Here is a 22,608-nt window from a genome sequence, read left to right as displayed (position 1 = left end):
TAGGATCATTTTTTCATTTTAAACTTCTTTTTTCATTATCCAAATTGAGGAGTTTACAAGAATTTCTTTTCTTCACTTTTATAGCGCAACCTTTTCTAAATTCCAAGCTTTATTAGTTTCTAAATTAGTGATGATCTCATTTATACTCGCATACTCTACTCCTACTTTATAGGAAGCAACCACCTGAATAGATTCATTATCATTTTCAGTAATAACCTTTATATATTCTTCTACCTTCTTATTTCCTTCAATGCAAAAATGCCCACTCATAAGTACATCCCTTATCAGTACTTTTTCATAAATTACTAATGCATTCTCGACTTTTGTTAACACTCTACTTCCTAATAAATCCTGTACGATCATCCTAATTTCCCCTCCAATTTTGAATTCGAAGTTTAAAAATAAGTTATAATAAATTGTTTTGATATTTTTATTATAACTATCCAATGTTGGATATAAAACATATTTATTGTATTACTAATATTAATCTTTTTCAATATTAAAATTTCACTGATTAATAATAATGAGCATTAAAAAAGCTTGTCAATCATATTTCAAATTAAGAAATGATCGACAAGTTATATTTCCGGTGAGTAACCGTTTATACTTCCATTGAGTCCCCAAACAAACTCAGAATTGATCTCTAGCAACAAACCCTAAAGCAAAGAAAAATCTTTAAGTAAAACTAAAAAAGAGACGCTCACTATCGTACTCTCCCTGAATTGGGATTTTTATAACCGATCTCATTCAGGGTTCAGTTCTTTTTTATAAGACATATTCCTCGTCCCACTCACTCCCTCATTAAACAAATCCAACAGAACGTAAATAAGTCAGACTCATCTCCATACTTTCAAGTGGCGGTCGCTCAAAATGCTCTTGCTCAATAAAATAGTATTTCACCCCCACATCAGCTAGAATTGGAAACACCGCACAATAATTAATGATCCCGTTCCCTATTTCTGTGGATTTCCCCGCTATATCCATATCTTTCACATGAATAAGTGGAACATGACCTCTGTATTTTTGCAATGTGGCCACTGGATCAAAACCCGCATAACGCACCCAAAACAAATCAAGCTCTAACTGCATCAAATCAACACCCACATCAAGAAGAAAGCGGTCGATAATCAATTGCCCTCCTGGCAGACGTTCAAACTCATGCTCATGATTATGATATACCAATTGCAACCTGTGTTTTTTCACTTGGTCTCCGATCCATTTTACAGTGCGCACAACCTCCTTATACAGTTTTGCATCATAAAACACATCTCTTTCAATCATAGGAATTACGATATACCGAATCCCTACTCGCTTGGCATAAGTGATCTCACCCTCAAGACCCTCTTTCAGTCTCTCAAATGATACATGTGAGGCCGGAGCCCTTAGTCCAAGCTTATGCAAATACCCACTCATCGTAAAAGCCGGAATTTCAAAATAGCCAGCAAACTCAACTGTCTGATATCCCACCTCAGCTAACGCTTTCAACGTCCCAAAGGGATCATGACGAAATTCCTCCCTTACAGAATACAACTGGATCCCCGGTGGATAACCTTGAACTTCAATCATTTGGTCTCTATATTTAGCAAACTTCATTCCATCAGTCCTTCTCCCTTAATAGGCTATTAATAAACGTGGGCTCTACATATCTCCTACAAAATCTAAAGCACAGCGTTCAACATAACTGTCTATCAATACAAAAAACGCCGTATCTAAACGACGTTTAACTATATTATACGGAGCTTTAAACAGGCTTTTTATTTTTGAATAGAGAGTGATTGTTACAGTGCACCACCTCACTTCTTTTTCAATGCCTTTAATTTTTTCATTACATTATTCCGGCCTGTTCCAAAATAATCGTAAACCTTTGAATACTCCTCATATAATAGATCATATACTTCCGTATTTTCAGGGTTAGGATAATACACCTTATCATCTAATGTGCCCATAACGGTACTAGCTTCAGAGATATCGTCAAAACCGCCCCTAGATGATCCTGCTGCTACCGCTCCAAATATAGCACTGCTTAGAGCCGGTCCTTGAGAAGCCCCGCCAATCTTGATAGGCATATTAATGACGTCTGCATATATTTGCATTACCAAGGAATTCTTTTGCGCAATTCCCCCAGCTGCATAAAATTCATTGACAGGAACATCATTTTTTCTAAACGTCTCAATTATTTTTCTTGTTCCATAGGCTGTTGCTTCTATTAATGCCCGGTAAATTTCTTCAGGCTTTGTCTGTAATGTCAGCCCGATGATTAGTCCTGTCAGATTTACATCAACAAGTGTAGATCTATTTCCATTCCACCAGTCTAATGCAATTAATCCATTTTCACCCGCCTTCAGCTGTCCTGCTTTTTTCGTTAAATATTCATGAATAGTGATATTTTCTTTTTTCGCATTTTCATAGTATTCATTGCTAACACAATGATTAACAAACCATCCAAATGTATCCCCTACACAGTTTTGTCCTGCTTCATAACCAAAAAAGCCTGGAATTACACCATCTTCAACAACCCCACAAATACCGGGAACATGCTGCTCTTTATCACTTAATAAAATATGGCAACTTGATGTTCCGATAATATCAAGCATTTTTCCCGGGCCAGTAATCGATAAGGCAGGTAAAGCCACGTGTGCATCAGCATGGCCAACGGCAACTGCAGTTCCCACCCGTAATCCTGTCAATTCAGATGCTTTCTCTGTTACTTCTCCAGCTTTTTCTCCCACTGGGGAAATAGGGCAATTAAGCTTATCCTCAACGATATTTTCCATCCGCCAATCTAGTGCTTTGAAGAATGATTTATCCGGATATCCGTTCTTTTTATTCCAAATAGCCTTATATCCCGCAGCACACGCATTTCGGGTTTGGACCCCTGTAAGCTGCCAAACGATCCAGTCTGCCGCTTCAATAAAAAAATCTGCTTCTTCGTAAATATAAGGTGCCTCATCTAAAATTTGCCATACTTTCGGGAACAACCACTCGGAAGAAATTTTGCCTCCGTAACGCTTTAACCATTCCTGATTCATTTCTTCCGCAATTTCGTTTAATTTGTTCGCTTTGTCTTGTGCAGCATGATGTTTCCACAGTTTTACGTAAGCATGGGGTTCATCTTTATATCTATCAATAAAACATAAAGGTGTCCCATCTGATTTGATAGGTAAAATTGTACAAGCTGTAAAATCAATCCCTATACCAATAATATCACCTAAATGAACACCTGAATTTTGAATAATATCCGGTATCGTTGCAGAAAAAGCATCTAAATAATCCTGTGGATGCTGTAGTGCCCAATCAGGAGGTAATTCCTTACCATTTGGAAGCGATGTATCTAATACGCCATTGGGGTAAGAAAAAGTTGCTGATTCTAATACTTCTCCTGTCTTCACATCCACTAACACTGCCCGGCAGGAAAGAGTTCCAAAATCTACACCAATTGTATATTTTGACAAAGTAACCGAACCTCCTTTTTATCAGATATTGACCATCATTTATTAGTAAGTCTTTCCCCAACTTTACCACCTGGATGAATCACGGCGAATTGCTCTTTCGTGAATCCCCTGTCCCTCATGACAGCAATTGAAATAGCATCAAAAACAGCTATCGTTGATAAAATACTCGAAGTTGCCAACATATTAAAATCATCCGGTTCTTTACTAATCTTTAATTTAAGCAGGTAATCACATTCCTGAGCCATGTATGACTCTTCTGATTCCGTAACAGCAATGAGGGTTGCTCCTTTTGCCTTACAGCTTGGAATTAAACCATTAATCTCTTTTGTGGAGCCCCCTTTTGAAAATAAAATGACGACATCTTCCTTTTGTACAACACCCAACCCTCCATGGACCGCATCGGACGGGGATAAAAATAAAGACGGACGCTCTACGCAATTTAGAGTGTGGGCAATCTTTCTGGCAGCTGCTGCAGATGTCCCACATCCCGTGGTAACAATTTTACCTTTACAATCTTTGATTATTTGAAATACCTTTTCTACCTGATCTTCACTCAAATTATCCCTTATTTCTAATATAGCTTCCGATTCTCTCGTGAGCGTTTGATGCATGGAAGTGAAAATTTCCGAAAACATGACATAACACCTACCTTTTATTTTTTATATATCGAGAAGGGTTGTGTCCTTACCGTACACTTCTTCCCAATCATTCCTGAATTTTTTTACAGCAGCTTCGATTGATGGCATCTCGACAGCCTCTTTTAATAGTTTTGGACTGACTGTTGCACACTGGGCACCGACTTCATACGTGTTCATCACTTGACCAATGTTTTTAAAACTAGCGGTCAAGATTTTTGTTTTCAGATTATTATCTTTAATTAATTTGGAAAGATGACTTATAACTGAGATTGGATCAATAGTACTGTTCTCCATTCGGTTATAATATGGCGCGATATAATCAGCACCGGCCATCATTGCAAACGTACCTTGAGCTTTTGTATATATAGCAGTAGCGGTGACCTTAAAGTTCTCTTTTTTTAACGTTTGTATGGCCTTTAATCCCTCTTCATGAACAGGAATTTTCATATAAATGTCTTTTCCGAGTATCTCTGCAATTTTACAGGCTTCTTCAATCATTGTTTCATGCTTATCTGTAGTTACTTGTATATGCATGGACTTTTTATAGCCGATTAGATTTTTTATTTCCTTGAAATGCCTGAATAAATCAATTGGTCCTTCTTCCTTTAAAATACTCGGATTTGAGGTAACACCTGCAATGGGGAAAACGGTTGAATAATAGTCGATCTCATTAATATTTGCAGTATCTAACATTAACTCCATTGAACTTCCTCCATTTATTTATCTATTAATAAATCGGTTTTCTTTTTAGAAAGTATTTTGTACAATCGGCGGATAAGCTACTCCTTTTTTGTTGCTTCATAAAAATTACGGTAGGCTAGTTTCGGCTGTCCCGATTACTCCCAATGTGGATAATTTTTGAGCCGATTATTTTTGCTTTCTCTGCAATCTTTAAGGGGATAAGAGTTTCTCCGCTCCCTGAACCAACAATTAGTACATCCCTATCAGTCATAGCTGGCTCGGTGATATCACCAACGATGATCGTTTTCAAGCCAAGATAGGCATAATTTTAGGCTGTCTCATACATCCTCCTCCTGAACATTTTTGGGCACTCTATTGACTCATCCTTACTAACCGTTGCTGCTTTCTCTTGTCCAGTACAAAATTCACAATCAGAACAATGATCAAAGCAGTTCCCCAGATTAAGTCACGGTAGAAGTTATTAATCTGCGGAAACATATTTAAATAAGAAGAAATGAGCTGTACGATCAGTGTCGCTAAAAAGATGCCGTAAATTCTCCCTTTACCCCCATCCGGATTGATGCCTCCTAAAACAGCAATTAAAATCGTCAGCATGACAAAACTTGAACCAAAGTCAGCTTTCGCAGAGTTAATCCTTGCTAAACTTAATATTCCAGCCATTCCAGCCAATGTTCCAGACAGAATATATGCCTTCATAAGTATTTGGTTATTTTTAACCCCGGCAAATCTGGAAGCTTTTATATTTGTACCTAATAAATACAACCTCATTCCAAACTTTGTCTTCCCAATAATGTACGCAATTCCAATCACCGCCAAAAGGTAAATAATAAACGACAACGGGAAAACTCCGAAAACATTGACCCGACCGATTTGAGTAAATGCACTTGGAATACCGCTGACTATACTTCCTCCGGTAATGATAATGGAAATACCCATAAACAGCTGCATCGTCCCTAACGTAGCAAGCATCGCCGGAATTCTTAGCCGTGAGATTAAGAACCCGTTAAACGCACCGCAACATACTCCTGTTATAATTCCTATTAAAATACCGATCCCTATGATCAAAAATTGTTCAGGACCTCCATCGATTGGTACAAAATTTCGTAAAAACAAACCGGTTGTTATAGCACTTAAATTTGCAATATAGACAACAGACAGGTCAATTCCCCCTGCAACCATCGCAATACCGACACCCAATGCCAGTAACCCATACTCTACTAATTGCCGTTCCATCGAGATGAAATTTCCTAATGTTAAAAAGCTTTGAGGTTTCGTAATACTGGCAATTGTAAATATAATCATAAAAATAATTAATAGACGTAAAATATTTCCATCAATTTTAGTAAAGATATCCCGCTCAAAAGCGCTGAGTTTTTCGTTCTGATATTTTTTAACTACACTTTTCATCTTATGCTACCCCCTTTTTCAGCAAGCTCTGTTTAGAAGATTTCACATTTTGAACTTGAATCACTGAGATTGCTGTACCGGCAATGATAATCGCTCCAATGATAAATCGCTGCCATGTAATTGGGGCACCAACTAAGATTAGACTGTTCGAAATGATCGTTATGAGTAATGTCCCTAAAATACATCCCGTTAAAGTCCCAACCCCGCCCATCAGACGTGTGCCACCTAGAATAACCGCTGCAATAACGATCATTTCCATACCCGCAAATTCCGTCGGAAGGAAGAACATAGACTGAACAGAATAACAAACACCTGCAATTGCCGCAATTCCGCCGTTTATAGTAAACACTCCAAACCGAATACGTTTAACATTAAATCCCGCTCTTTCTGCTGACGTTTCATCACCGCCGACAGCGTAAACACCCCGCCCAATCATGGTAAAATTCAGAACAAGGTAAGCAGCCAAGTAAATGCCTATAAAAATTAAGAACGTCATTGGCAGAGCTGAACCTAAACCAGTAACAGGATTTACAACTGAAATCAATGAATTCCTTCCATACTCCTGCATGACTGGAGGCAGATTCACCCGTCCTGCCTGAAAAACCCCCAGCAGTATCCCGCTGAATATAGATGTCGTTGCCAGTGTTACAATTAAACTTGGAAATTTATATTTCGCGATGATAAAGCCATTGACAGCACCCATTAATAATCCACAAACGATCGCAATCAAAAACACCACGATAATTGGACCATTATAACCAGTGGAAAATACAAATTCCGTTGCTATATAACTGCTCAATGCTGCGATTAATGGAAAGGAAATATCAGGCCCTGTACTGATAAAGCCCAGATAAGCACAAAGGGCAAACATTCCAGGTACGATCATCGAACGTAAAATATCAACAATATTATTATTTGTGAAAAAGACTCCTGATTTAAATTGAATAAACAGACTTAACAAAATAATCGTTAATAATACAAAAAATTCCGGACGCATCATTGTCTTTTTTATGCTTTCCTTTGATACAGTAAACATTGTTCACACTCCTCTTAAATGTAGTTGGACAATAGGTCGACCGTTAATTCGTTCCCCTCTATCTCACCTGTAATTTCTCCACCTTGCATCAAAAGGGTTCTGTCACAAGTTTGAATAATTTCCTTGATATCATCGGAGACGATGATAATACCCATTCCATCCTTTGCCAGCTTACGAAGCAGTTTGTGTATGTCATGTTTTGCCCCAATGTCTACACCAACAGTTGGTCCGTTTAAAATTAAAACTTTTGGCTCAGCTGCTAGCCAGCGGGCTAACACGACCTTCTGCTGGTTACCGCCTGAAAGGGTTTGAACAGGAAATTCATCATCATTCGTGGCAACCCCAAGGTCCTTCACCCATTGTTTTGATTCTTCGTTTAATTTCCTTTCATTTATTACACCGAGTTTATTTGAGATTTTCTCCAACCTTGTTACTTCAATGTTCCATTTAATCGATTGCGGTAAAAATAAACCTTCCGTTAACCGGTCTTCAGGAACTAACGCGATCCCTAACTCTTGTGCCTTGTCAGGGTTAGGAATTTCCACTTTTTTGTTGTCTACTAAAATATCTCCTCCAAAGGGAGCCAAAAGCCCGAATAATGCCAAGGATAACTCCGTCCGACCTGACCCAAGCTGACCTGTGATGCCTAAAATTTCCCCTTGTCTTAATTGAAAACTGACATCCGAAAAACCGGGTGCGGAAAGATTCTTCGTTTCTAGTACCGCATCACCAAAATTGGTTTCTTTCGTGATCGCATCCTCATCAAAGTTACGACCGGTCATGTAATAAGCAAATTTGCTTTCATTCATTTCGCTTACCGGGCATGAAATGACGTTTTCTCCATTGCGGAAAATGGTGATATTATCACAAATCTCAAAAACTTCATCGAGCTTATGTGAGACAAAGAGGATCGTCACACCTTCTTCTTTCAATTTATTAATAATGTCAAATAGCCTTTTTACTTCCTTTTTCGTGAGAGCAGTAGTAGGTTCATCCATAATAATAAGTTTTGCATCGTCCAATAATGCCCTTGATATCGCTATTAACTGTTTGTCTGCAACTGGAAGTGTCTCCACTCTGGCATCTAAATCTACTTTGAAGTCAATCTTATTTACCGCTTCTTGTGCAATTTTGCGGAATTCCTTTCTATTAACAAATTTCTTTTTATTGGCCAGGACTTTATTAAAAGCTAAATTTTCTACTACCGTAAGATTAGGAAAGATGGAGAAATCCTGATAAATAACTTGAATTCCTGCCTTGATCGACTCGGCTGGAGTAATCGAAGTATATTTGTGGCCGTTAATTTCAATATCACCTTCATCTGCTTTGTGAACGCCAGAAATTACTTTAATAATTGTGGACTTCCCACAGCCGTTTTCTCCAGCCAGGCAGTGAATTTCCCCTTTTTTAATGTGCAGGTCCACACCTTTTAGTGCACGCACACCTCCAAAAGATTTCTTAACACCATTGACTGAAACGATATACTCTGACATCGTACCCCTCCTCCTAACTGTTTTTCCTTTAAACACCTTTTTGATTTCTTAATGTATCTTGTTCAAATTCTTTTCAGTACATAACCCTTGATTTAATCATTGAAGAACTACGATTCCGCCTTGTTATAAACGCTTCGGAGTTCGCAGATGCCACTTCATCAATAATGAAGGAACAAATTGAATGTGATTCGCTATCCATCATCCAGGGGTAAACCTACCCTTGTTATAAAAACAGATCTGATTCTATTCTTTTAACAAGAGTACGAAACTCACGATTGTATTAAAACAATGCATGACATGCCTTCATTAAAAAGAGCCTACTTATTCCAGGTTTGATATAAAGAAATACCGAATCATCATACTTGGATGATGAACGGTACTTCTCTATATATTAAGTTTCATAGATTCAGATCTATGGATTAGAAGTCAAAATCATCAATATTGTCAGCACTAATATCTAGTGGAGCGTTCCCAATAATTGTTTTGTTCGCCCCTTCAAAAATCTGAATATTTTCATAGCCCGTTACTCCTAAATCCATACCTTCAGAAATTTCTTCGCCAGCCAAAATCTTAGCCGCTACCGTTACCATTGCATATCCTGCATCTTTAGGGTCCCATAGTAATAGTCGGTTAATTGTTCCACTCTTGATATAAGGAGAAAATTCATTTGGAGTACCTACTCCCACAACCGCTACTTTATCTGCTAACCCTAATTCTTCTAGTGCATTTGCAATCCCCGGGCTGTCTGTTGAAGCAACACCTGTAAACCCTTTCAAATCAGGATGAACGTTTAAGATCTCCTTTGCTCTTTCATAGGAAGTACTAACACTTTCTTCTGATTCTGCACTAGGAACCTGACCGCCATTAATTAACTCCATATTAGGATACGCTTCCAATTGACGGTCTTTCTGTGCACTCGCATATTCCATGTGAGTTGTACTAGTTGTATAACCCACCATCATCGCATATTTGCCTTCCTCACCCATTTCCCTTGCAAGAGCATCCATAATGGTTGAACCAAAGTCTTCCGATGTGAAGGCTTCCACATCATAAAGTGTATTTACCTGGTTTGATGCTTCATGAGTGACAACAACGATTCCTTGAGATAAAGCATTTTCTAACGATGCTTCAATAGCACCTGGATCAATTGGAACAACAGCTATAGCATCCACACCTTGAGCAATCAGGTCATCAATTACCTGTACTTGTGAAGCTGGGTCAGCATTCGCAGGTCCCCTTTGAATTACATTAATCCCCATCTCTTCTCCAAACTCATTAACGCCAATTTCCATTCGTTGGAACCATGCTGCTGTATTATCTTTTGTTACAACACCAATCGTCCATTCTGACTTATCTTTGTCCGATACGTAGTTTGCAGGATCAAACAAGTCAGAGACGTCACTGGAAACAGATGCACCATTTGAAGAACTTTCATTTGTGGTACCTTCTCCCCCTGTTGTTTCTTCAGAACAAGCTGCGATCAAAAAAGTAACAGCTAAAGCTAGTAAAACTAAAACAAATTTCTTCATAATTTACCCTCCTCGATAGTTTGTTATTTTAATTCAGCTGTAATTTGGTTAAAAATCACAACTGCCCGTTAAGGCTTATTCTAAGTTCGCGTGTTTCGCAAACATTTCCGCAGCCGTCTTAGACAGCGCTTCCATAACTTCCATCACTAACAAATCCAAACAAATCAGCAGGGACTGCTCAAACAATGTTCCCATGGGCTGAATGGAAGTAATGGCACTCTCCTTATTCGATTTCGGCGTAGGAGAGGGTATTCTTATTGTAATGTCAGCGACTTTACCTAATGTGGAATCTTCAAAGCTAGTAACTGTAATAATCTTCATCCCTATTTTCTTAGCTTTAGAAGAATAGGACTTTAAGCTTTCTGTTTCCCCAGATCCAGTACCCAATATCAGCAAGTCACCTTCCTTAGCGCCTATAGTGGTAGCGCTTCCAATTACATGGGCATCCAACCCCATATGCATCAGTCTCATCGCGAACGCTCCCATCATAAAACCGGAACGTCCTACTCCGGCTACGAAAATACTAGGAGAGCTTACAAGCGCTTCAACAACATGCTTACATTTTTCCTCTTCCACATTTTCAAACACGGAAGAAAGTTCTGAAACTACAGTCCTTAACTTTGGTTTAATCATCTTCACCCACCTCCTATCCCAACGAAGCATCGCTGATACTTAGTACTATATAGGTAATTGCAGGACCATTGAAGGAGATAAAATTCAGGTTAGTGGGGGAATATTCGGCATTGAATTAATAGGAAGAATTAGTAAGCTGTTCACGGAGTTCAAAAAGAGCTGAGGATGCCAAGAGTTACTGAGGCGAAAAGAACTTCTTCAAAAATACCAGCAGCTTATAGGTATGAGAAACAATAAAAAACGAGATACACTATCAAAAAGTGTCATCTCGTTCTCTTTATATAACCCTATTTACCTACTTAATTGAGGTTCGTTTAAAATAGGATTCCCGGTATTCGGAAGGGGAATATCCTTGCCATTTCTTAAATAACTTACTAAAGTACTTAGGATCATGGTAGCCTACTAAACTTGAAATATCATAAATCTTTATATCAGGCAATTCCAATAACTTCTTTGCCTTTTCAAGGCGCTTTTTTGTTACGTAATCCAGTACTGTTACTCCCGTCATTTTTTTAAAGTATTCGCAGAAATAAGTTGGGTTCATATAAACATGGTCGGCTATCTTTTTAACCGTAATATTGTCTCCGAGATTCTCATGGATCCAATCTTTCGCCTGCTGTATCGAGTCCGGATGATCGTCTCTTAAAATCTGGATTTTTTTCATTATACTCATCATCCAGTCTTTTGTTTTGTCTTTCAGCTGAGAAAGACTGGAGGCCCGTTTTGTCATTTGCATCGCTTCCGTCAGCAGATAAGGATCTTCCCAATACCCGTCATTCTCCATCCATAAATTGACGATTTGAATAAATAAGTAATGTAAAGCTTCCTCTACCAGCCTTGGGGACGATAAATTCTCAAGCTCGTCAAAAAAGGTCTGTAAAGCCTTACCTACTTTTTTCTCATCATACTTTTCAATTCCATGCAAGATCTGCTGAGTACGCATATAGATCACAGGAGTTGTCCCTTTTGGCTTCAGGTCATGCATCTCATTGATTAAATCATATTTAAAAAGCCTATTCCCACCCTGAATCAGTCGGTACTGCAGTAAAGATAGTAATTGATTTTTATAGCTCGGCAATTCTGTTATGTCATGAAACACACCACTTTCCGAAATGGAAGCGGTATGAATCGTAAAGCGACGAATATTTTCTTTCACCTTCACGAGAAATTGTTCTGTTAAAGTACAGAATTCATTCGTCTCTAGTTTGTACGGTTCAAACAATAAGACCCAAAAGTTATTTCTTCCGTTTCTCCACCACCATTTTCTCGTACCATAATTAATAAATTCATTCATCAGCATCTCTTCTAATATGTTTTCTATCGCAAAACTCCAAATCTCACCTTCCTTCGACTCTTCTCCATTTCTCCCAGTTACAGTCTGATCAATACTGATATATGAAAGTTTATACTTGCCTGTTGGAAATTCCTTAGTCCAATTAAGGAAGGAAACATCTTTATCATTAAGCCAGGTCATCTCACTTAATAACTGAATCTGAGTGGTGTAAGTCAGTTTTGATGCTCTTTCCTGAACCTCTTTCAGGCTTTGCAGTTCTTTTCTCTTTGCTATTATTTTTTCTTTAACTTCTTGTAAATCCACAGCAAATTGTTCTCGATTTATAGGCTTTAAAATATAATTAACAGCCCCCTCGCGAATTGCTGTTTGCAAGTATTTGAAGTCATCAAAGCCACTGATGAAGAAGGCAAAAAAGGAATGGGATTTTCTTAACTCTTTAACTAACGTTAGTCCATCCATTTCTGGCATTTTTACATCCGTAATGAGAAGGTCCACTTTTATATGGCTATTGATTATCGCGTCATACGCTTCTTTTCCGTCTGAATAGGTGCCGACAATATCCCAGTCAACATCAAAAGATTTCACAAGGCGCTCAATCCCTCTGCGAATCCGCGGTTCATCATCAACAATAATTGTTTTAATTGCTGCCATTTTCAGAAACCCCCCTACTGTTTATATACTTTGAAACTTCTGTCCCAGGAATTAATGGAGTCCGAATAACAACTTCTGTTCCCTTACCTTCCTCACTATTAATTTGAACACCGTACTCTTTTCCAAACATCGTTTCAACACGAGCGTGGACATTGCTGATCCCAAATCCTGAGTCACGCTCTCCGATTGGACCAGATTCCAATTCGAGCAGTTCATATATTTCCGTCAATTTTTTACGGTCAATTCCCGGACCATTATCCCGGATGATAAACAAAACATCTTCTCCATTACCGGTAACTTCCTTTATCACATCGATATGGATCGTAAGTTTTCCTCGCTTTGTAAACCCGTATTTAATCGAGTTCTCAACAATAGGCTGCAAAATAAACTTTGGAGTATAGTAATCGTCACAATTTATAGTCTCATCTATATGAAAATCAAGCTGGTCTTCAAACCTGAACTTTTGGATACTTAAGTAATCACGAACATGCAATACTTCTTTTGAAATTTGAACGAGCTGATCTTTGTTGCTGAGTGAAAAACGAAGCATCCTCCCAAGAACGGTTACCATGTCAACGACGATATCGGAGTCACCTTCCTCTACGGCCATTCCGATTGTCTCTAACGTATTGTACATAAAATGAGGATTAATTTGAGACTGCAGTGCATAAAACTCCGCATTCTTTTGTCTCAGTTCATTTTGATAATTGATGCGGATGAGTTCCCTTATTTTTGTAACCATGGAACGGAAGCTCCGTGCAAGCAATCCAACTTCATCTTTGGAGTGAATTGGGATTTCAACCTGAAAATTACCTTGCTCCACATCTTTCATCAGCCGTCCTAACGTACTGATAGGTCTTGTAACCGTTAAAGCCAGATAAATGGAAATCAACGTTGTTACCAATACGAGAAGAATAAACAGGATTATAATGATATTAGTAACAACATCTGCCCGTTCCGTTAAAAATTTAGTCGGGATGCTGTGAACAAGTATCCAGTCCATATTTGTTGTTTCATCTAAACTGATTAATGTACTTACACCTGATTCATTTGAATGAAAACTTCCATTCAGTATCGGATAATCATTAATTTCGTGATAGGTTGTTCCGATTTTGGACGAGTCGGTATGATACAGGATTCGGCCATTGCGATTCATAAGCCAAATGTCCGCTTTATCTTCGTTATCCAGATTATAAAATACCCTTTCAATAAAGGCAGTCTCTACAGCAATATACAATGTACCTATTGTTCTCCGATTATCAAAATCGATAATATTTTTCTTTAATAGAAAAAAAGGGGGATTCCCTTCAAAAACTAAATCACTTTGATAAGGAGGCAGCACCTGCATATCTCCCACAAAAAGAACTACTTCTTCATTATCAGTAAAACTGTTTTCTAAATAATGTCCTTCATATCTGAGACGGGAATTTTCAAACACTTGGTTATTTGAAGTCAGAAATACTCCTAATATTTCAGAGTTATTACTACTTAAAAATGTGCTTGAAAAGAAGTTTCTAACAATATAATGATCCCTATTCCACTCTGAAAGACTTGTGGTTTCACCTTTCCTTAATATGGCCATTACACTTTCTGAGTTATAAATTAAATCTGGCAAAGTGGCCAGTTCCTTAAATTTGTTTTCAATATTTTCATTCGATTGCTTCAATAATTTTGGGATGTATTCTCCTAATTGCTCCTCAATCGATTTCGTGTATTGGGAATAGGCAATGGAACCTAAAATCGCCATTGGGATGACTGTCAGCAGAATATACGTGATTATGAGTTTATTAGACAGCCGGAAGTTTACAAATTTAAGCTTTTTAATCCTCTTAAAAATCATATTGATCTATGTTTTCCTTCGTAAAATCAAGTGGTAATCCCATAATTACTGTATCCTCAATCACTCGTATATTTCCGTTCTTCGGAATGTTTTGGCCATCGTAAGGTAACGTTCCGTCTAACAGCTCCTTTGCTAGACTGACAGTCAAGTAACCCAGCTTTTGCGGGCTCCATAATGTATTTACATGAACGGTATCATCTTTTACATATTCCCTGATTAAGTTTGGGGTTGTTGTTCCAATTAAAACAATGTCCCCTTCTTTCTTTAGAAACTTTAAGGCTTCCGCAACCGCCGGAGGATTAATTGTTGATATTGCAATGATCCCTGTTAAGTTCGGGTACTCTTCTATCACGTGCAATGCAGCTGTATAAGCTTTATGATGATCCTCATCCGTTGGAATAATATCTAACAATTTTAAGTTTGGATAATATTCTTCATTTTGAACACGAATCCACTCAATCCAATCATTTAAATTTGCAGAAGTGGCGGATCCTGTTAAAATGATATAATTTCCTATCTCTTCTGTCCGTAAAGCTAGGGAATCCATTAAATGGCGCCCTAAAATTTCTGGATCAAGCATATTGATATAAAACTCTCTAAATTCAGGATCCGTGTCGGAATCCCAAGTTATAACTTTTATTCCCTGATCTCTTGCTTTTTGTAAGGAAGAGCCTAATTTACTGGGATCATTAGCAGCAATGGCAAGAACATCCACATCCTTTGCTATCATTTCTTCTATTACATCTTTCTGCGATTCCCATGTTGCATCACTAGGTCCCCTGAAGATCACTTCCACTCCTAAATCTTCCCCTGCTTCGATTACTCCTTCTTCAACAGCATAAAAATATGATATTCCCTGAATTTTCGAGACGATCCCTATTTTATACTTATCGAGGTTCTCTCTATGTTCCTGTTCCTGCACCTGCTTCAATGTTTCACCGTTAAAGATAACTTCATATTGTGCCTTTGTTCCGCAACCGCTTACAATGATTGCTAATGCGAAAATTAATGTAACTGTCAGCCCCTTGAGCATAAGCACCTCCGTCGGTTTTATCTAATAATCTATCACTGTCCTCTACACTGAATATATTTATGTATCATATTATATAACAAATTTTAATAAATATTTAGAATGTTTTAAAAAATAATAGTTAATTAGTATCAGATTTAACCTGTTTATACGAACGGCTTTGAAGTTACATCGAAAATGCTGCACGAAAAAAGGCACAACTAGTGAATATTACCTGCTAGTTGTACCTAAGATATGCCCAAAACATTTTGATAGTCTACTTCCTTTAATTCTTACAAGTTGACACACCTTGTAACTTTAGAAGACATAATCTACAATTCTAAACCAAACATTTTTTCGACCATTGTATCGCCTCTTTACATAATTTTGTTGTGTGAATTTTAGAATATTCTCGTCACTCATTTTGCCAGATCACGTCAAAAAAATAAGTGTAATAAATCACCTTTATTTTTTAATATCCTACTTTGCTGTTTTTCATCCCCACGATATGCTTTTATTCAAAAATAATCGGTAATTCTTTTAGAGCTCTAAATCCAACAAGATTTCTCCATTCAATCTCAGCTGTTTCAAATTTAATCTTTTGTGTTTGATCTAATATCGTCTGAATAGCTACTTGTGCTTCTATTTTAGCGAGGCTGGCACCGAGACAAAAATGAATACCGGAACCAAATGAAAGGTGGGGATTTGGATTTCTTGTAATATCTAGGCAGTTGGCATTGATGAATTGTTTAGGGTCTCGATTGGCTGCACCAATTAATAGATAGACATGATCTCCTTTTTTTATTTCAGTTTGATTGATCGTTACATCTTCTGCAGTGATTCGAGCTGTCATTTGAGTCGGGCTCTCATAGCGCAAAATCTCCTGAATTGCTGAATCTACTAGCAAGGGGTTAGCTTGTAATTTTTCATATTGAGTAGGGTGTGTCAGGAAACAATATACGGAATTAGCAATTAAATTAACCGTTGTTTCATGACCTGCAATGACAAGCAGGATACAAGTTGAGACGATTTCGGCATCTGTTAATGGTTCTCTATTTTGACTATCTGATATGAGTAAACTTATTAGATCATCTTGTGGGTCTTGTTTTCGCTTATTTATCAAGTGTTGAAAGTAAGTAACCATTTCTAAAATAGTGTCATTCCCTTTAGCTAGAGATTCCTTCGAACGAGTGTGATCAATGGTTTCGATTAAGGTTAACGCCCATTGGCGGAATTGATCCTTTTCCTGTTTCGGTACTCCTAACATGTTAGCAATGACAAGGCTTGCCAACGGAAAAGCAAAGTCAGATATGACATTCATCCTTTTTTGATTTGCTACATGGCAAAAGAGACCATTCGCTGTTTCTTTTATAATAGGAATTAATTGCTCCAAAGCTCTAGGAGTAAAACGCTCGCTCACAATCTTTCGTAACCGATTGTGATCTGGTTGGTTTTTATAAAGCATCATCTGCTTTTGTACATTTTTTAACACTTCGTATTTCTTCGTTGTTTCTGGAAGTGGAATACGATTTTGAAAACGAATATCCTTTAAAATAAGGTTCGCTTCTTCATATCCCGTCACATACCAACCATGATAACGGAAGAAATTGCCCTTGTAGATAGGATTAGTTAAGCGAATATTATCATAAAAAGAATACGGATCTTGGACAAAGTCCGACGTTCTGATCTTTGTTTGTTGATTCATCATTAGAGCACCTCCTAAAGAAGAGATGCGTTTAGATGTGCATCTCTCTTTTACTTTTTCTATAATTTTTCTGTCGTTAAACTAGCTCTCATTTCTTCAACACTCTCTACTTCAAAGCCTAAATCTTTAAGCATTTTATGATCCTCGGATTCTTCCTGTCCTGCTGTTGTTAAGTAATCGCCTACAAAGATTGAATTGGCCGCATACAAACCTAATGGCTGTAACGAACGAAGGTTAACTTCTCTCCCTCCAGAAATCCTAATTTCTTTTGTTGGATTCACAAAACGGAACAGAGCAAGGACTTTTAAACAGTAAAGTGGATGTAATTCATTCACTCCCTCTAACGGGGTCCCATCAATAGCATGTAAAAAGTTAACTGGAATCGAATCAGCATCAAGTGCCTTCAAGCTATTTGCAATATCAACGACATCTTGTTTCGATTCCTTCATCCCAACGATGACTCCAGAGCAAGGAGACAGCCCGGACTCCTTTGCAATTTCAACAGTATTGACGCGGTCATCGTACGTATGTGACGTTGTAATTTGATCATGATGACTTTCTGAAGTATTTAAGTTGTGATTATAGCGATCGACACCAGCTTCTTTTAAACGAACCGCCTGCTCTGGCTTTAAGATCCCTAAACAGGCACATACCTTTAATCCATAGCTGTCCTTAATTTCTTTTACCGCTTCCACTACTTGATCAACTTCTTTATTAGAAGGCCCTCTGCCGCTTGCAACGATGCAATACGTACCTACATTTTGCTCAAACGCTCTTTTAGCACCGGTAAGAATTGTCTCCTTATTTACAAACCGATACGAATCAATTGGTGCATTCGAAATAGAAGATTGAGAGCAATATCCACAGTTCTCAGGACATAACCCAGACTTTGCATTCATAATCATATTCAACTTCACTTTATTTCCGTAATAATGCTTGCGAATTTGATAAGCAGCATGCATTAGCAGCAACACTTCTTCATCCGGACATTCTAATATGGACATAGCCTCGTCATTTGTTAGCTCCTGCCCCTCTAGTACTTTGTTTGATAGTTCCATCCATTGCATCATAACAATCCCTCCAGTTGATCTACATTTATGTGATCTTTAATTAACCGTTTAACGGTCACATCAGTTATAGATGGTATTTTTGGAATGATTCCTAAAATGGGGACTGCACACATTTCTTCTATTTTTTTAGGACTCGATTCCTCTGCAAGACCTCCATGTTCACTCGTTCCATTTATAACAATTCCGGCAATCGTTAAGCCTAATTTTTTGGCGTATTCCACCGTCAAAAACGTATGATTAATCGTCCCGAGATTCGGTCGGGCGACAATTAGTACCGGGAAGTTAAGTGCTTTGATTACATCACTGACTAAAAAATCCTTTCCTAATGGAACGGAAATCCCGCCAGCTCCTTCCACAATGAAATAATCATGTTTTTCTCGAATGGTTTCCCAATGCTTTAAAATATCTTCCAGCGTGATGTTCGTTCCTTCTAGCTCTTGTGCAACCGCTGGGGCCAATGGTTGTTTGAATTGAAATGGAGTAATTTCCTCAAGGGTGAGTGAAGTCTTTGCCATTTTTTTCAGCCAAAATGTATCACTTTCTGGATCGTCTCTCTTGATTCCACTTAACATAGGTTTGAACACACCAACATTTACACCTTGATCTCTTAGCATTCCGGCGATCCCACTCGAAATAACGGTTTTCCCGACATCTGTATCCGTCCCTGTTATAAAAATTCCCTTCACTTCATCACCTCTGGTTCGTTGCGTATCGTTTCGAAAGCCTTGATTAATCGATCGATATCGTCATTGGAATGCTCTGCGGTTACCGTTAAACGGATACGAGATTCTCCCTCCTTTACCGTTGGAGGGCGGATGGCTGGGGCAAAGATATCGTGTTCTTGTAACTTATTGGCAACCGATACAGCCTTTTTTGCTTCTCCAATAATGACAGGAATAATCGGTGTTTTATTCCCTTTCACGTGATACCCTAATGCTATCAGTCTATTTCGAATCAACATCACTTTTTCCATTAATGCCTCTCTTCTTCTAGACTCTTCTTCAATAATGTTAATAGCCTCAAAAGAAGCAGCACACACACTAGGCGGGATTGCGGTTTGGAAAATGAATGTTCGTGCTTGATTGATTAAAAACTCTTTTAATAGAGAAGATCCAGCGACAAACCCTCCCTCTGTTCCAACAGCTTTACTCAAGGTCCCTATCATCACATCGGGCTTAACTCCAAAATACTCACTTATCCCTCTTCCATTTTCACCTAAGATCCCTGTACCGTGTGCATCATCGACAATCACGTAAGCATCGTACGCTTTTGCTAGAGCTATGATTTGATCTAATGGCGCAATCGTTCCATCCATACTGAATACACCATCTGTAACGATAAACCGTCTAGTAAATGGTTTTGTTTCTTTTAGTTTGTTTTCGAGATCTTGTAAATCAACATGCTTGTATACAAGTGTTCTAGCTTTTGAAAGACGACACCCATCGATGATGCTAGCGTGATTTAACTCATCGCTCAAGATGATATCTCCACTTGTAGGTAAGGTTGACAAAACACCTATATTTGCAAGATACCCATTAGAAAAAAGCAACGATGCCTCTGTTTGCTTGAAGCTAGCAATTCTTTCTTCCAACTTTTCATGCCAGCAACTGTTACCAGTTGTTAATCTTGATCCACTGCTACCAATCCCAAATTCTTTGGCCGTTGACCTTGCCGCATCAATTAGTCGCTGATCACTTGCTAGAGCTAAATAGTTATTGGAAGAAAAAATCAACTTTTTTAGCCCGTTCATGTCAACCATTGGCTTAGGACCACTATTCATAATTCTTAACTCACGGTACAAGTCACGCTCTTTTATTGTGGTGATTCTTTCTGATAACCAAGAATCAAACACTGCGCTCAAAAGCAGCCCCCTCCTCTTCGCAAACGCTTTCGATCGCCTCCTTTATAATGCTCACCATTGATTCTAGCTCACTCTTAGTACTGGCAAGTGGAGGCATAAATACAATGACATTTCCAAGAGGTCTTGTGAGCATCCCGAGCTCTCTCATCTTTAAGGAAACTTTATAACCAATTCTTTGCTCAAATAGGTAAGGTGTTTTCTTTAATTTGTCTTGTACGAGCTCAATGCCGCACATGAATCCTAACTGTCTAATATCCCCAACATGAGGCAATGAATATAGGTCTGATAGGATTTCCTTCAAGTGTTCTGATTTCCTTTGAACGGTTTCAACAATGCGTTCTGATTCAAAGAGGCGTAAATTCTCTAAAGCAACAGCACACCCTAATTGATTTCCAGTATAGGAGTGACCATGAAAAAACGTTTTTAAATTTTCATAGTCATCGTAAAATGCTTCATATATTTTTTCTGTCGTAAATGTGACTGCAATAGGTAGATACCCTCCGGTTATGCCTTTTCCGGCAGCCATTAAATCAGGTTGAACACCGTCATGCTCACAAGCGAACATTTTACCTGTTCGACCAAAGCCAGTCGCGACTTCATCTACAATCATTAATACATCATACTTTGTACATAGAGCGCGCACCCCTTGTAGAAAGCCACTTGGCATGACAATCATTCCGGCAGCCCCTTGTACCATAGATTCAATTGAAAGGGCAGCAATTTCCTCGTGATGTTCCTTTAAAAGTTCTTCAAGTTTTTGCAAGCATTCATCTCTACTTTGGTCTGGATCTCCGCTTTCTGATCGATATACATTCGGAATGGGTGCTTTATAACTTTCAAACATTAAAGCGCCGTAGACATGATGAAATAACTCAATCGCGCCAACACTTACCGCCCCGATCGTATCGCCATGATAGCCTTCTTGCATTGATACAAATTTTTGTTTTTGGGGCTTACCTATGTTTTTCCAATATTGAAAGGCCATTTTCAGTGCGATCTCCATTGCTTCGGCACCACTATCCGAATAGAAAACGCGAGTGAGATCATCCGGTGTTAAATCAACTAATCTTTCAGCAAGTTCTGTCGCTGGTACATTGGTCATTCCTAATAATGTTGAATGAGCAATTTTTTCTAGCTGATCTTTGATCGCTTGATCCAATTCTTTTTTTCGATGGCCGTGGACATTTAGCCACACAGATGAAAACCCATCATAATATTCCTTACCATAAATGTCTTTCACCTTGATGCCATTTCCACTTTCTATGATGAGAGGATCTAGATCATAATCCTTCATTTGTGTGAAAGGTAACCATAAATGCTTTTTACTTTTTTCAATTAATTCGTGTGTCATCATCTTCCTCCCAATAAAGTAGTGTGGGCTCTTTTTCAAGATAATGTATATAGCTATCTAGGTTCAGAGCATCTTTCACAAAAAAAATTCGAAAGCCTCTTTCATCGCCATATTCTTTTAGCTTTGAAATTCGCTGGTAGCCTATTTTTCCACTTGCCACATATCCGGTAATGTAATCAGGATCATCTGACCAACATAATTCAGCAACGATTTCTGGGTGACTAGCGACTTTGGTTGCTAGTGTAATAGCTTCCTTGACCCTTGCACTCCTCGGCATTTCCTGTCTTATCGCCCATTTATCAAAGTTGGCCGCATCCCAATCCATCCGAGAAACACGCACTCCTTTTTCTCCTCTATTGTCAACACGTTCACCCGACTGAACGTGTAAGAGCATTGCTCCTCTCATCCCAACATTTCTCGGCTGTCCGATGAGTTCGTATGCTTTTTCAATGGTTGGGTCGGGTACACCACATTTTCTTAGCAGCTGTATGGCCAGTTGATGCCCCTCCCTTACACTTAAAACGTGATTGACTGTGATCGACAAGGGTGCTAAAAAGTGAACAGGCATTTGAACTTCTTCAAATTGAATTTGCATAAAATCTGGATTTCCTCTAGAATGCGTAAGCGCCTTTTCTACCAAATCATTCACTGCTTTTTGAATGTCTTCATAGTTTGCTAGAATCTCTCCACCGGAAATGTGCTTTCCACCTTTTTCATGAGGTCCTCCCTTTGCCGCTCTCATTCTTATACTGAAGATTTTATCCCCCATACGACTCAGCCTTTGAATTAAATGCATAACCTAGAGGACTTGCTAATCGAATAAGGAAGGGAGCTACTTTCATTCCTGTAATGACTTGAACCCTGACTTGTAGTGGTCTATTACCCTTCATAGATTGTGCATCCCTCCCATGGTAATGTTAACCATATTTTTAGAAAA

General features: G+C 38.4%; 20 protein-coding genes. All 20 read right to left on the bottom strand.

Going from position 1 to position 22,608, the window contains the following annotated elements:
- Window positions 1-78: 78 nt before the first annotated feature.
- The 20 genes from AC1FXP_RS12750 to AC1FXP_RS12655 all read right to left on the bottom strand — a co-directional run bounded on the left by AC1FXP_RS12750 (window position 79) and on the right by AC1FXP_RS12655 (window position 22,561).
- Window positions 79-363, bottom strand: coding sequence for a hypothetical protein (locus AC1FXP_RS12750; protein ID WP_480061916.1), 285 nt, complete (start codon window positions 361-363; stop codon window positions 79-81).
- 438 nt (window positions 364-801) lie between these two features.
- A complete protein-coding gene (locus AC1FXP_RS12745) occupies window positions 802-1,593 on the bottom strand; it encodes a sugar phosphate isomerase/epimerase family protein (protein ID WP_480061914.1) in 792 nt (263 codons plus the stop codon).
- Between the two features lie 200 nt (window positions 1,594-1,793).
- On the bottom strand, window positions 1,794-3,452 hold the full coding sequence (gene araB / locus AC1FXP_RS12740; protein ID WP_480061912.1) for a ribulokinase: 1,659 nt from the start codon (window positions 3,450-3,452) through the stop codon (window positions 1,794-1,796).
- A gap of 35 nt (window positions 3,453-3,487) precedes the next feature.
- Window positions 3,488-4,087, bottom strand: coding sequence for a KpsF/GutQ family sugar-phosphate isomerase (locus AC1FXP_RS12735; protein ID WP_480061910.1), 600 nt, complete (start codon window positions 4,085-4,087; stop codon window positions 3,488-3,490).
- A 24-nt stretch (window positions 4,088-4,111) separates the two neighbouring features.
- Window positions 4,112-4,792 carry a fructose-6-phosphate aldolase gene (locus tag AC1FXP_RS12730; RefSeq protein ID WP_480061908.1) on the bottom strand — a complete coding sequence of 227 codons (681 nt, stop codon included), beginning with the start codon at window positions 4,790-4,792 and terminating at the stop codon, window positions 4,112-4,114.
- Window positions 4,793-5,143: 351 nt separating this feature from the next.
- Window positions 5,144-6,199: an ABC transporter permease gene (locus AC1FXP_RS12725; protein ID WP_480061906.1), complete on the bottom strand. Its 1,056-nt coding sequence runs from the start codon at window positions 6,197-6,199 to the stop codon at window positions 5,144-5,146.
- 1 nt (window position 6,200) lies between these two features.
- Window positions 6,201-7,235, bottom strand: coding sequence for an ABC transporter permease (locus AC1FXP_RS12720; RefSeq protein ID WP_480061904.1), 1,035 nt, complete (start codon window positions 7,233-7,235; stop codon window positions 6,201-6,203).
- 14 nt (window positions 7,236-7,249) lie between these two features.
- On the bottom strand, window positions 7,250-8,728 hold the full coding sequence (locus AC1FXP_RS12715; RefSeq protein ID WP_480061902.1) for a sugar ABC transporter ATP-binding protein: 1,479 nt from the start codon (window positions 8,726-8,728) through the stop codon (window positions 7,250-7,252).
- Window positions 8,729-9,147: 419 nt separating this feature from the next.
- Window positions 9,148-10,257, bottom strand: coding sequence for a substrate-binding domain-containing protein (locus AC1FXP_RS12710; protein WP_480061900.1), 1,110 nt, complete (start codon window positions 10,255-10,257; stop codon window positions 9,148-9,150).
- Window positions 10,258-10,332: 75 nt separating this feature from the next.
- On the bottom strand, window positions 10,333-10,890 hold the full coding sequence (gene hxlB / locus AC1FXP_RS12705) for a 6-phospho-3-hexuloisomerase (protein WP_480061898.1): 558 nt from the start codon (window positions 10,888-10,890) through the stop codon (window positions 10,333-10,335).
- Window positions 10,891-11,185: 295 nt separating this feature from the next.
- On the bottom strand, window positions 11,186-12,835 hold the full coding sequence (locus AC1FXP_RS12700; protein WP_480061896.1) for a response regulator transcription factor: 1,650 nt from the start codon (window positions 12,833-12,835) through the stop codon (window positions 11,186-11,188).
- Complete coding sequence (locus tag AC1FXP_RS12695) at window positions 12,822-14,582, bottom strand: sensor histidine kinase (RefSeq protein ID WP_480061894.1); 1,761 nt, start codon at window positions 14,580-14,582, stop codon at window positions 12,822-12,824. Before AC1FXP_RS12695 ends, AC1FXP_RS12700 begins: the two co-directional genes overlap by 14 nt.
- An 82-nt stretch (window positions 14,583-14,664) precedes the next feature.
- Window positions 14,665-15,708, bottom strand: a complete 1,044-nt coding sequence (locus AC1FXP_RS12690; protein ID WP_480061892.1) for an autoinducer 2 ABC transporter substrate-binding protein — start codon at window positions 15,706-15,708, stop codon at window positions 14,665-14,667.
- A gap of 490 nt (window positions 15,709-16,198) precedes the next feature.
- A complete protein-coding gene (locus AC1FXP_RS12685; RefSeq protein ID WP_480061890.1) occupies window positions 16,199-17,392 on the bottom strand; it encodes a cytochrome P450 in 1,194 nt (397 codons plus the stop codon).
- Between the two features lie 56 nt (window positions 17,393-17,448).
- Window positions 17,449-18,459: a biotin synthase BioB gene (gene bioB, locus AC1FXP_RS12680; RefSeq protein ID WP_480061888.1), complete on the bottom strand. Its 1,011-nt coding sequence runs from the start codon at window positions 18,457-18,459 to the stop codon at window positions 17,449-17,451.
- A complete protein-coding gene (gene bioD, locus AC1FXP_RS12675; protein WP_480061886.1) occupies window positions 18,456-19,145 on the bottom strand; it encodes a dethiobiotin synthase in 690 nt (229 codons plus the stop codon). The genes bioB and bioD overlap by 4 nt, the downstream gene beginning before the upstream one ends.
- Window positions 19,142-20,311: an 8-amino-7-oxononanoate synthase gene (gene bioF, locus AC1FXP_RS12670; RefSeq protein ID WP_480062059.1), complete on the bottom strand. Its 1,170-nt coding sequence runs from the start codon at window positions 20,309-20,311 to the stop codon at window positions 19,142-19,144. The genes bioD and bioF overlap by 4 nt, the downstream gene beginning before the upstream one ends.
- Window positions 20,304-21,671, bottom strand: coding sequence for an adenosylmethionine--8-amino-7-oxononanoate transaminase (gene bioA, locus AC1FXP_RS12665; protein WP_480061884.1), 1,368 nt, complete (start codon window positions 21,669-21,671; stop codon window positions 20,304-20,306). The genes bioF and bioA overlap by 8 nt, the downstream gene beginning before the upstream one ends.
- On the bottom strand, window positions 21,652-22,440 hold the full coding sequence (gene bioW / locus AC1FXP_RS12660) for a 6-carboxyhexanoate--CoA ligase (protein ID WP_480061882.1): 789 nt from the start codon (window positions 22,438-22,440) through the stop codon (window positions 21,652-21,654). Before bioW ends, bioA begins: the two co-directional genes overlap by 20 nt.
- Window positions 22,430-22,561 (bottom strand): hypothetical protein, encoded by a 132-nt coding sequence (locus tag AC1FXP_RS12655; RefSeq protein WP_480061880.1) that lies wholly within the window; start codon window positions 22,559-22,561, stop codon window positions 22,430-22,432. Before AC1FXP_RS12655 ends, bioW begins: the two co-directional genes overlap by 11 nt.
- Between the last annotated feature and the right edge of the window lie 47 nt (window positions 22,562-22,608).

The organism is Halalkalibacter sp. HAAS-P013 (assembly GCF_056619925.1).
Note: the sequence above shows the minus strand (reverse complement) of the source record. Positions and strands in the feature narration are given on the sequence as shown.